The following is an 11,602-nucleotide window of genomic DNA, read 5'->3' as shown; positions in this document are numbered from 1 at the left end:
TTGATTGCGACTGCTGTCACTCATAAAATCCATTGACCAGCATTCACCTTGTTTACTGGGTGCTGATAGTCTTTCTGGGCATCGTGGAGGAATGCATTTTTTACGCTTTACCCTGAGATTAAGCTTTAATTCACAATACACCCGATACACACGTTTATGATTCCATTTATAGCCGAGCTTTCTGATACGATTAAAACACTTGGGAAAGCCCCAGCGTAAATGCCTGTCAGTGATAGCACTGAGTACTGACACAATCACCGAATCATCTGGTAATTTAGGTTGATAATAGTAAGCACAGCGGCTTAAGCCAACAATTGCGCAGCTCATAGCAATAGTAACAGGATGACTTTCTTGTAATTGCACAGCCCAAGCTTTACGTGCCTTGGTAGGCACTATAGCTTTTTTATGATTTCCTCCTGAAGCTGAGATTTTAAACTGAGCTCGGCAAACATTTGCTTAAGTTTACGGTTTTCAGCTTCCAGCTCCTTTAAACGTTTGATATCGGAGGTTTCCATACCACCGTATTTTTGCCGCCATTTATAAAAAGTCGAGTTGCCGATGCCATATTTACGGCAAAGTTCTTTAACAGGAATACCGGCTTCAGCTTCTTTTAAAATAGATACGATTTGATGTTCAGTCATTTTTTTCATGATTAAATCCTCTGTGGGTTAATAAAGAGAATTTTCTACTTCAGAGCTGTACTATTTTAAGGGGTAGTTACACTTGCTCAAGCCCAATTGGGTGAAGCCTGGACACTTGCAGAAATTGTGCCAGAAAGAAAACTGGAAAAATATGATTCTTATCTGCCTGAAAATCTGCAATTGATGAGTTATGCAAGTCAGGCTTTTGATATACCGGCAACCCAAGAATGGTTACAGCAATTTGCAGATACCAAGCCTGAATTCAGCCAAACATAAATATTAACGATTCAAATCACAGCTAAAATGGTCATCCAGCAGCTTATATTACAATCAAATCCTGAAAATCATTTCTGCCGGCACGGTGCAAATAAATCCAGTTTTGTCTGGTATTCGCTGGTTTTCACATCCATTAATCCCAATACCGAATGAAAAATATTATCGTGTGAAAACGCCTGCTGCCGCGCATGCTGGCGCAGACAATTCATATCCAGCTTGCTTGTGCTGGCAAAATCATGATTGACCCACAACAGCATGGGTATATGGGTTTGTTCCGCTGGTGCAATAGCATAAGGTGTAGCGTGCAGATACATACCCTTTTCTCCCAGTGATTCACCGTGGTCAGAAAAATACCACATCGCACTGGCCAAACCAGTTTGGCTTTGCAATAGTCTAATAATTTCTGCCAGTATATGGTCTGCGTATAGCACTGTATTATCGTAGGTATTGCGTAACTGTTCAGTCGTACACTGCTGAATCTGGTTGGTATCACAGGTAGGCATAAAATGCCGGAATGCATCTGGATAACGCTGGTAATAAGCCGGCCCATGGCTGCCCATCGTATGCAACACCAGCACTGCATCATCAGGTAATCTGGCCATTACGGTACGCAAATTAATCAATAGGCTTTCATCCAGACAGCCATCGCCAGTGCATTTTAAATCAGTTGCCCAATCCCCTACATCCACATGACGGATACGCTCGCATACTCCCTTACAGCCACCATCATTATCACGCCAGAGCACATCTACACCTGCGCGTTGCAAAATATCCAGTAAACCTTCCTGATGTTTGGCCAGATTGGCTTTATAGTGCTGGCGTGGCATATTGGAAAACAGACACGGTAAAGAAACTGCTGTGGCAGTACCACAGGAAGTTACCTGCGAAAAATTAATTATATTCTCTCCCATTGCTGCCAGTTCTGGCGTGGTCTGACGCTGATAGCCATTCAGCCCCCAGCTCTGCGCCCGCGTGGTTTCCACCACCACCAGCACCAGCAAACGCTTTTGCCCACGGCGCTGATAGCTGGCATCCAGCCCTATACGCAGTAAAGGCCGATGCGCATCATATGCGTTATAAGCAGTTTTCAGCGCAGCACCAACTATATTCGTTGGCACAATTAAATGATTAACAGCTTTATTATTACGGAAAAAAGAAATATAGCTGCCATAGGCCAGCAGAATAATAGTAACCACCATAGCCAGAGAAGCAGCTATAGCAACCACCCGCCTGCCCAGCTCACGATACCATGGGCGTGCATAGCAGATGCTCACTCCCCAGCAATACCACTGTGCCGGTAACAACCCCGTTATGCCCAACCACATCCAGAATTGCGGCGTTAACCAGGCACCCGCCTCACCTAGATTAGTCTGAAGAATATTTTGCAGCATATTGGCATCAAAATAAACATTCTGCATCATCACTGCATAGCTCACCGCGGAACTCAGTAATAATAGCAGTGGCACCATCAGCCGATGCAGATATGGCCAGAACAGCAATTGCATACAGAAATTCATTGCTGCCAACATCAATATGGGCACAGTTAACCAAAAAATGACATTATTATTATTCAGGCTCACATGCTGGAACAGATAATGCCAGAAACCCATATTCAGTATCACTAAAAGATAAGCGCTCAGCAATAACACTATCCGATTACTGCTTATTACCCACTTAGACTGCATCACCAGCCCCTGTTAACTAAACAGAAACAAGTGTAAAAAAACAGCCTTAAGTGAAGCTTAAGGTAAAACGCGCCAACAGCCAGTGACGTTGTGATACGGTAGCATTATATTTCTGCAAAGTACCATTTTGTACTTATCAGGAGTCTGAAATGAGTCAATCATGGCATCATGAACAGCATTTTTCCAATCGTAATAACTGGTTACGTGCCTGCGTTCTGGGCGCAAACGATGGCCTGATTTCTACCGCCAGCCTGCTCATGGGGCTGGCTGCTGCCGAACCAAATCAGCATACACTACTTATATCTGGCATAGCCGCACTCGTTTCCGGCGCAGCTTCCATGGCGGCCGGGGAATACGTTTCTGTTTCCAGCCAGCGCGATACTGAAGCAGCGGATTTACGTAAAGAACAGGACTCTCTTATCCGCTATCCGGAAATAGAACTGGAAGAACTCACCGATATTTATCGTCAGCGCGGATTGAACGAAACTCTGGCGCAACAGGTTGCAGAAGCCTTAACCAAGCACAACGCTCTTGAAGCCCATGCCCGTGAAGAAATCGGCATCACCGAAGTAAGCAAAGCCAATCCCCTACAGGCAGCACTGGCCTCAGCCTTATCTTTTACTTGCGGTGCTTTACTACCAGTATTACTATCCCTATTAAGCTCAACCGTATGGCTGATGAGTACACTGGCCATTACCACTATAATAGGCCTTGGTATTCTTGGCTGCATCTCAGCCTATCTGGGTGGCGCGCCCAAACGTCCGGCAGTGACCCGGATAGTTATACTGGGTGCCCTTGCTCTGGCATTAACCAGTATGATAGGACGAATTATCGGTATTACTATCTGAAAAAAGCATGCGTATACTGATTCTTGAAGACGACAGCGATATCGCAGATGGCCTCAAGGCCGGCCTGAGCCAGCATGGCATGGCCTGTGATGTCTTTGCGTCTGGCCGGTTGGGAGAGCAGGCCTTAAGTGCTGCGCCATACGATGCTGTAATTCTTGATTTAAGTCTGGCAGAAACAGATGGCATGGAGGTACTCAGCCATTGGCGCAATCAAGGTATTAGCACCCCCGTACTGATACTCACTGCACGGGATGCCCTGCCCGACAGACTGGCCGGCCTTAATGCCGGCGCTGACGACTATCTGGGCAAACCCTTTGCACTCGACGAAGTAATTGCCCGCTTGCACGCCCTTATGCGTCGCAGTCAGGGCATTAGTCGTGCCGAAATCAGCTTTGGCCAGCTTAGCATTAATCTGAATAGCTGTAGTGCCAGCCTGTACGGCCAGCCTCTGAATATAACCCAGCGCGAATGGTTACTTTTACAACTACTTGTAACCCATCCACAACGCGTATTCAGCCGCGCCCAGATTGAAGACAAACTGTATAACTGGGAGCAGGAAGTCGAAAGCAATGCCGTAGAAGTCCACGTACACCATTTACGCAAAAAAATCGGTGCCACTATCATCCGTACTCGCCGCGGGCTTGGCTACCAGCTCGGAGAGGCGCCATGAAAGCAACCACAGCCATTAGTCGGCGTTTACTTATCTATCTTGGCCTCACCTTACCCATTCTGTGGATAGTCACCGCCTTTATCAGCGCAGCAGCCGTTATGCATGAAATAAACGAAGCCGGCGATACCCAGATGAGCCAGTTGGCACAGCGCCTGATGCATACCCCGATTAACCTCGACAGCAACTACAACCCAAACTTACCACCTATACCCAAATCACAGCGTGGACTTATCGACAGCAAAGAATCTGGCTATGCTATCTGGTATAAAGGGCGGCTAATTAATGCCGATGAAACCGGCCAGACCATTGCCTATAAAAGCAATTATCAGGGCTTTATCAATCAGTGATACTGGTGGCAAAGCCATGCATGGCGTATCTTTTACCTGCATGATGCCCGGCTACAACTGGAAGCTGCCGTAGCATTCAGCATGCATGAACGCCTGCAAACCGTATTACGCGCCGTGTGGTCACAACTGGCCGTATCCATCCTTGCCCTGCCCTTACTGCTCTGGCTAATCGCATGGGGTGTACGCCGTGGTACCAAACCACTCCAGACTTTAACGCAAACCCTATACCAGCGCGAGCCGCATAGCGTTAGCCCGATATCCTGCGTCGTACCAACTGAAATCCAGCCCATAATTACCGCACTGAACGACTTATTTCAGCGCATCGAACAAACCCGCGCACGCGAATTACGCTTCACCGCCGATGCCGCCCATGAACTGCGCAGCCCGCTGGCTGCACTCAAAGTACAAACCGAAGTCCTTGCTCTAACCAATCTGGACGACACTCAGCAACAGCGCGTACGCAATATTGAACACAACATAAACCGCACCACCCACCTGGTCGATCAGCTCCTCACCCTTTCCCGTCTTGCCCCCCTTACTGCACCGCCCTACACCGCCGCAGTAAACTGGACAGACATCACCAGCGAGGCCATAGAAAGCGTAAACCTGTATGCACGCGAACGCTATTGCCGCGTCCAGCGCTAGTTTCAAACTGAGCCAGCAGCCATACTACCACTATCCGGTGACCATACCCTGCTTACCATCCTTATCCGCAATTTGCTCGACAACGCCATCCGCTACAGCCCTGAATACAGCACCATTAACATAACACTGGCTGCTGACACTATCATCATCACCAACCCCGGCAACGGCGTTACTCCCGAAAACCTGCAACGCCTGCGTGAACGCTTTTTCCGCCCGGCCGGACAGGAAAGTAGCGGCAGCGGATTGGGATTGTCTATTGTAGATAGTGTTGCGCAGTTGCATGGATTAGAGGTGAAGCTGAGCAATATAGAAAATGAGCACGAAGAGCGGATTGGATTTGAAGCGATATTAATACAAATATCTAAACATAGTACACTATTCACGAAAGAAATTATGCTACATGTTTTGGTGTTTTATATTCAATCGGAATCACGTAATTTAGTGCTTTTTGGAATTTTTAGATATTATAAAGGGTTAGCCATTCCGGTATATAAAGTTTTGAGCATTTACAATACGCCCGTTAAGTGCTATACAGTTAACAGCGCAGCATATATAGATATATTTAGTAACAAAAAGGATTTTCTATATGGACTATTACGTTAAGTCATTCTCAGAATTATCGACTAAAGAATTTTATGAAATTGCCAAATTACGTATTGCAGTATTTGTAGTAGAACAAACTTGCCCCTATCAAGAAATTGATGCTTATGACGAGCAGGCTGTGCATATATGGATGCAAGAAGGGCAAACAATCATTGGGTATACTCGGATAATTGATCAAGATGCAACAGTCACATTTGGCCGGGTAATTATTCATCCAAGCCATCGTGGTAAGAAATTAGGCAACCAATTACTCGAAAAAACGTTGGCTGTGATTAAGACACAAATGCCAGATAAACCGATCGTGATCAGTGCACAAGCTCACTTGATAGATTTTTATGGTGCCTATGGATTTGTTCCAGTTTCCGATGTTTACTTAGAAGATGATATCCCACACATTAGAATGCGAAAAGAAAAACAGTAACATTCTAATATTCTTTGAAATATTAGAGCATAAAATATTCACATTGAATAAAAATAATTTATTTAACTTGTTCTACAATAAAACATAACTTTATTGTTGGCCTAAGCCGCTGTGCTTACTATTATCAGCCTAAGTTACAGGATGATTTGGTGATTATGTCGGTACTAGGTACTATCACTGACAGGCATTTACGCTGGGGCTTTCCCAAATGTTTTAATCGTATCAGAAGGCTCGGCTATAAATGGAATCATAAACGTGTATATCGGGTGTATTGTGAATTAAAGCTTAATCTCAGGGTAAAGCGTAAACAACGCATTCCTCCATAGAGCCCAGAAAGGCAATCAGTACCCGATAAGCTAGGTTTGCTGGTCAATGGATTTTATGAGTGACAGCAGTCGCAATCAACGCAGGTTGAGAACCTTCAATGTCATGATGACTTTAATCGTGAAGCGTTAGACATTGATATTACGGTCAGTTTACCAGTAAGCATGGAATAGCTACGGAAAACAGAAAACTTATTAATATGAAAAACAATAGTTGCACATAGGAAATTCAAATTCAAGAGTGAATTAAACAGGTATGCTATTGAAAAAAGAACAAGGAATTTTAAGAAATATTTAAAGCAAAAACTTAAAGAAACTGATATTAAATCTTATGAAGAAAAGGATTATTGGTATCGAAGAACATAAAGAAAATCACATGATAAATAAAACAATTTAAGCTCAACTGCCAATTTATAGTAGCAAACAATAGCGGAATTGACAGACCGGAACTAAAACTAGCAGAACGAAGCCTCACTGCTATTGATCATCATTTGAAAGCTCATTAATAGTATATACACATGAGACCACATAAAATACAAAGCATTCACGCTTGACTTGTCTAGTTCTTCGGGCTGCTGAACCCATGTAGTCTATTGAAACCAACAGCATATTTAGCAGTAAAATTGCACCAAACTTACAACGCGATAGGCTTTCAGTAGCACATTATCTGGTAGCTTAGTAGTCTGATTGGCCTGATCAGGCTGCGATTAATACCTAGCTTTCCAAACAAAAATTTAAAAATTACTGTTCATGTATTACCCGGTAGGTGGGCTGATTTTCCTCAATTTCGATTTTTTTCAGCCTATCACAACTGGGCGTACCGACGAAGTCTTTAAACGGTGACTCCTGCTCGTTTTTACAACTCTGTTTCAGGCGTATTTTATCAAACTGAGAGGGTTTATATGCAAATACATTGCTAATTGAAAATAAAAACAATAGTGTCATTACAATGTAAGTTAAATCAGTTTTCATTTTTCTTTATTCCTCATCAAAAAGATAAAAATTAAACCTGTATAGCTCTTCCTTACCTGTTCAAAGCAGTCTGAATGCTAGATAAGCTATCCCGAACTGCATAGTGATTAGTATCACTTCCTTGATATATGGCACGATAGGAACCATAATCAATCACTTTGTTAATCATATTACCATTAATAATTGCCTTATTACCGTCAGTTGCGGTAACTGTAAAATAAGCCATATTTTCCACCTTTGAAAATTAATATTTCTATATTAATGGTATAGTAACAAATCTATGCTAATAAGCCAAACTTTAATTTAAAATAAATTTAATTTATATTTACTTCATCAATTGATTTGCTTCTACAAGACAATTATTAAAAATTAATTTGTGAAAATAGAATTCACTTAAATACAATTTTTAAATTATACATTCTGCCTTAAAGATAAAATGAATAGCACCAAAATCTGCAAAATGACAATATAGTAATTCTATTGAAAGCTATTTATTGTAGTCATTAAACCTGCTAAAATTACCCTCTCTTATGTGAGAATTGTAGATATAGCCCGCTCACATAAATTGACACCTATATGCGCACTGAGGGAATACTCCACACTCATTTGCTATTTATGCGCCTATCGTCTAGTGGCCGAGGACACTGCCCTTTCACGGCGGCAACCGGGGTTCGAATCCCTGTAGGCGTGCCAAAATCGAATTAAACTGGATTTTATTTTTTCACTAAGTATTGATATTCTTTTCAAGACCAAAAATAATTGAATTGATAACACTATTTGTGCAAATAGATAGAGCAGTATATAAATTAATATTTGAAATGTTTTATTATTGCAATAACTGATTGAATTAATGGATTTTTGCAAGAAACAATAAAACAAAAACAGCGCTTTAAAAGCGCTGTTTTTTATTTTTAAATAACACAATTATTTTTTCAGAATTTGTCTAACTAGAATCATTATGGCTGAAACAAAGAAAACCAGTCCTAATACCTGACTCATTGTATCCCAGTTATGCAGATTCAATGCCAGAGGCGCTTCACCCTCCCCTAGAGCAATGGAAGCAACAATTATCATTGCCATTACTACGCCAACGATACTTTCACCAACGATCAGGCCAGCTGCTAATAAAGTACCGCGACGATCTGTGGCTTTCAGTTCACGCGCCTGAATTTTTGGATCTGTGTGACGTTTTCTGATATGGCGCATACAAAAGTATGAAAGTACGGTGCCGATAAAGATTGGCATATTTACAGAAGCAGGCAGATAAATACCCATGCCTACAGCCAGTGGAGGAATACTCAAGCCCGGACGAAGACGTTTTACTACTATATCCAGAACAATCAGGAATATACCTAAACATACACCAGCCATGATGTAGGTCCATTCCAGATTATGCGAAAAAATGCCTTTGGCGATTGTGGTCATCAGGGTTGCCTGTGGGGCAGAGAGCGCCTGAGTGGCATCCATACCAGAGCGTGGCAAGGCTCCGGTAAAACCGTAAGCGTTGTAGAGCAGTTCCAGTACTGGTGAAATAACGAGGGCACCAACAATACTGCCAATAATCAGTGCTACCTGCTGCCGCCACGGTGTGGCCTGTATCAGATGGCCAGTTTTTAAATCCTGTAGGTTATCATTGGAAATGGTGGAAATAGCCATGACTACTGAAGCGGTAAACAGCGCCAGTGCGGTCATAAACTGATTGCCCCCAGCCATGGCAAAAATACCACTGGACTGGCCGATTACCATAAATACCAGAGATATGATAACGATGGAGACAATACCGATACTGGATATCGGGCTGGAAGAGGAACCAATCAGGCCGGCCATATAGCCACTGGCTGCGGCCACAAGAAAACCAATGATAAAGGCCATAATAGTGGCACATGCGACTAAAGCACAGGCCATACCGAAAGAAATCGGTGCACTGGCAATAAAACTGTAGAAAGTAGCAATCAGAATAATCAGGGTTATCAGAATTATCAGCAACATGGTTTTGGGCGATAAATCCTGATTTACCCGTTGTTGCGACTGACTGGTATCTGAACCGGAGCTAAAGGCCTGAAAAGATAATTTCATTCCTTCAAGCATGGGTTTGAACAGTGTTATTAATGTCCATATTGCGGCCACAGCGATGGCACCGGCACCAATATAGCGAACTTTGGTAACCCATAGATTAATGGCGAAATCTACCATCGTAGCATTTTCCGGCATGGGAGTGGTACTGGTGAAATACGGTACCGCTATTCCCCATGAGAAAAACATGCCCAGTAATACGGCAATACCGCCGGTAATGCCAACCAGCCAGCCGGCTCCCAATAAAGCCAGAGAGAATCCCATTGGTACCTGAAATACTGCACCGCCTACTTTAAACCAGGCACTGGCACTTTCGCTGACTACACGCAACCCACTAACCAGAAAGCTGAAAATACCTGACAATATGCCGCCGGTAACAATCTGTTTAACCCCGCTTTGCGGTGTGTCGTCTTCGCTTTCCTGTGGTTGATTGTGGTCACCAGCCTTCAGAATTTCAGCGGCCGCCAGACCTTCCGGATAGGGTAAATCGCTGTTAACTACGAGCACATGGCGTAATGGCACGGTGAAGATGACACCAAGAATACCACCGGCAATACAAATAAGAGTTGTTTGCCAGAATGGAAATCCCTGCCAGTAGCCAATCATTAACAGGCCGGGTAAAACAAAGATTATTGACGACAGGGTACCGGCAGCGGATGCCTGTGTTTGCACCATGTTATTTTCAAGAATATTTGAACCCCGAAAACATTTCAGTACGGCCATGGATATCACGGCAGCAGGTATGGATGATGCGAATGTCAGGCCAACTTTCAGCCCCAGATACACGTTAGATGCAGTGAATATTACTGTGATTAATGCACCTAAGATCATGCCGCGAATGGTAAGTTCCCGGTATTGATCGACCGCCGATGAGGTGGTTGAGGGGTGTTGCATGTAATAACTCCATAAAGATGCGACCCAGAATGATAGCAATAATATTAAAATTTCTGGATATTAATTTATCCTTGCACGACCGCCATTTTGGACAAAAAGCAGCATTGTACAAACTGGTTTGTGTTTTTTCTTTATATTTTAAGAATGTAGTGTAAATTATGTTTTTTTATTTTTTTATTATGTTAGTTAAATTTAAATTTATCCGCACTATTTTTCTTCTGTTTCGATGGTGATTTCTTTTCTGGCTGTTTATTGTCAACCATGATGCCGGTGTCTATACTAGCTATTTTTGTCAAGCTGTGTATTTGTCATGTCTTTAGTTCTGGTTTTACAAAATGCTGCTTTGCGCCAGTGTAATTTATCCGCTTTACATACGATTATTCCGCCAACACCAGAGTATACATTTGATGATTCTGTACTGCGGCTGCCAGTTAGTGCGGATTTTCAGTTAGCTGAATCAGTGCAGGCTCAATTACTTGAGCAGCAGATTGATTTTGCCATTGTGCCAGACCAGAGTTTTGCTGATTTGGGCTTGATTATCAGCGATATGGATTCCACGCTGATTACGATTGAATGTGTGGATGAAATTGCTGCCGGTGTGGGCTTGCAGTCACAGGTTACGGCTATAACCGAACGTTCCATGCGTGGTGAAATTGATTTTGAGCAGTCATTACGTGCGCGCGTAGCGCTGTTGAAAGGTTTACCGGTTACTGAACTACAGCGTGTATATGAAGAGGTGCTGAAATTGTCACCGGGTGCGGAATGGCTGTTACAGCAGTGTCATGAGTATGGCGTTAAGTTTATGCTGGTTTCCGGTGGTTTCACCTATTTTACTGAACGGTTACAACAGCAATACGGGCTTGACTATACTTTTGCCAATCAGCTGGTTGTCAAAAATGATGTGCTAACCGGCGAACTGGCTGGCAGGATTATTGATGCACAGGCCAAAGCTGATTTACTGGCTGAATATAAGGATAAACTTGGGCTGGACAATTTTCAGGTTGTAGCAATGGGTGACGGTGCCAATGATATTCCGATGCTACAGGCTGCTGGCTTTGGTGTGGCCTATCATGCGAAGCCGAAAACACAAGCGGCTACTTCAATCAATGTACGCTTTGGTGGTCTTGATACTGTGCGCAAGTGGTTCCGCTGATTACTACTGTTATCATTCAGCACATTTACTATTAAAAATATCTTTACATCT

Annotated in this window: 14 protein-coding genes, 1 tRNA gene and 1 pseudogene; 10 read left to right on the top strand and 6 right to left on the bottom strand. The window is 43.2% G+C overall.

All coding sequences use genetic code 11. The annotated features are described in order from the left end of the window. Both BGI33_RS12000 and BGI33_RS11995 read right to left on the bottom strand, forming a co-directional pair. A partial coding sequence (locus BGI33_RS12000) for an IS3 family transposase (RefSeq protein WP_144235434.1) occupies positions 1 to 393 on the bottom strand: 393 nt, incomplete at its 3' end. A 46-nt stretch (positions 394 to 439) separates the two neighbouring features. Then, positions 440 to 650: pseudogene (locus tag BGI33_RS11995) on the bottom strand (transposase); the annotation flags it as partial. Between the two features lie 87 nt (positions 651 to 737). On the opposite strand from BGI33_RS11995, the gene BGI33_RS11990 reads away from it, so the two are divergent. Beyond that, the gene (locus tag BGI33_RS11990) at positions 738 to 917 is read left to right on the top strand and encodes a hypothetical protein (protein ID WP_100089922.1); all 180 of its coding nucleotides are present in this window, start codon (positions 738 to 740) and stop codon (positions 915 to 917) included. Between the two features lie 68 nt (positions 918 to 985). On the opposite strand, the gene BGI33_RS11985 is transcribed toward BGI33_RS11990, so the two are convergent. Further along, positions 986 to 2,602: a phosphoethanolamine transferase gene (locus BGI33_RS11985; RefSeq protein WP_100091414.1), complete on the bottom strand. Its 1,617-nt coding sequence runs from the start codon at positions 2,600 to 2,602 to the stop codon at positions 986 to 988. A 149-nt stretch (positions 2,603 to 2,751) separates the two neighbouring features. Between BGI33_RS11985 and BGI33_RS11980 the strand changes: the two genes are divergently transcribed. The 7 genes from BGI33_RS11980 (at position 2,752) to BGI33_RS11950 (ending at position 6,462) form a co-directional block, all read left to right on the top strand. Further along, the gene (locus tag BGI33_RS11980) at positions 2,752 to 3,450 is read left to right on the top strand and encodes a VIT1/CCC1 transporter family protein (protein ID WP_100091413.1); all 699 of its coding nucleotides are present in this window, start codon (positions 2,752 to 2,754) and stop codon (positions 3,448 to 3,450) included. Between the two features lie 7 nt (positions 3,451 to 3,457). Further along, on the top strand, positions 3,458 to 4,120 hold the full coding sequence (locus BGI33_RS11975; RefSeq protein WP_100091412.1) for a response regulator: 663 nt from the start codon (positions 3,458 to 3,460) through the stop codon (positions 4,118 to 4,120). After that, the gene (locus BGI33_RS11970; RefSeq protein WP_100091411.1) at positions 4,117 to 4,467 is read left to right on the top strand and encodes a hypothetical protein; all 351 of its coding nucleotides are present in this window, start codon (positions 4,117 to 4,119) and stop codon (positions 4,465 to 4,467) included. The genes BGI33_RS11975 and BGI33_RS11970 overlap by 4 nt, the downstream gene beginning before the upstream one ends. 81 nt (positions 4,468 to 4,548) lie before the next feature. Next, complete coding sequence (locus BGI33_RS11965) at positions 4,549 to 5,112, top strand: histidine kinase dimerization/phospho-acceptor domain-containing protein (protein ID WP_100091410.1); 564 nt, start codon at positions 4,549 to 4,551, stop codon at positions 5,110 to 5,112. A 72-nt stretch (positions 5,113 to 5,184) separates the two neighbouring features. Continuing rightward, complete coding sequence (locus BGI33_RS14300; RefSeq protein WP_180297087.1) at positions 5,185 to 5,715, top strand: ATP-binding protein; 531 nt, start codon at positions 5,185 to 5,187, stop codon at positions 5,713 to 5,715. After that, positions 5,699 to 6,136 carry a GNAT family N-acetyltransferase gene (locus BGI33_RS11955; protein WP_100091408.1) on the top strand — a complete coding sequence of 146 codons (438 nt, stop codon included), beginning with the start codon at positions 5,699 to 5,701 and terminating at the stop codon, positions 6,134 to 6,136. The genes BGI33_RS14300 and BGI33_RS11955 overlap by 17 nt, the downstream gene beginning before the upstream one ends. Positions 6,137 to 6,291: 155 nt before the next feature. Further along, positions 6,292 to 6,462 carry an IS3 family transposase gene (locus BGI33_RS11950; RefSeq protein WP_100091407.1) on the top strand — a complete coding sequence of 57 codons (171 nt, stop codon included), beginning with the start codon at positions 6,292 to 6,294 and terminating at the stop codon, positions 6,460 to 6,462. A gap of 738 nt (positions 6,463 to 7,200) precedes the next feature. On the opposite strand, the gene BGI33_RS11945 is transcribed toward BGI33_RS11950, so the two are convergent. Next, entirely contained in the window at positions 7,201 to 7,431 is a 231-nt protein-coding gene (locus tag BGI33_RS11945; protein WP_100091406.1) for a hypothetical protein, read from the bottom strand. A gap of 52 nt (positions 7,432 to 7,483) precedes the next feature. Next, a complete protein-coding gene (locus tag BGI33_RS13315; RefSeq protein WP_180297086.1) occupies positions 7,484 to 7,657 on the bottom strand; it encodes a hypothetical protein in 174 nt (57 codons plus the stop codon). A gap of 391 nt (positions 7,658 to 8,048) precedes the next feature. On the opposite strand from BGI33_RS13315, the gene BGI33_RS11940 reads away from it, so the two are divergent. Next, positions 8,049 to 8,124 (top strand) — tRNA-Glu (locus tag BGI33_RS11940). 231 nt (positions 8,125 to 8,355) lie between these two features. Here the strand turns inward: BGI33_RS11940 and BGI33_RS11935 are convergent. Continuing rightward, positions 8,356 to 10,398: an OPT family oligopeptide transporter gene (locus BGI33_RS11935; RefSeq protein WP_100091405.1), complete on the bottom strand. Its 2,043-nt coding sequence runs from the start codon at positions 10,396 to 10,398 to the stop codon at positions 8,356 to 8,358. Positions 10,399 to 10,708: 310 nt separating this feature from the next. Between BGI33_RS11935 and serB the strand changes: the two genes are divergently transcribed. Next, positions 10,709 to 11,551, top strand: a complete 843-nt coding sequence (gene serB / locus BGI33_RS11930; RefSeq protein ID WP_100091404.1) for a phosphoserine phosphatase SerB — start codon at positions 10,709 to 10,711, stop codon at positions 11,549 to 11,551. The last annotated feature ends 51 nt before the right edge of the window (positions 11,552 to 11,602 follow it).

The sequence above is a fragment of the Snodgrassella alvi genome, assembly GCF_002777425.1.
Classification (GTDB): domain Bacteria; phylum Pseudomonadota; class Gammaproteobacteria; order Burkholderiales; family Neisseriaceae; genus Snodgrassella; species Snodgrassella alvi_B.
The sequence above is the reverse complement of the archived record's forward strand: the minus strand, read 5'-3'. Positions and strand labels throughout refer to the sequence as shown.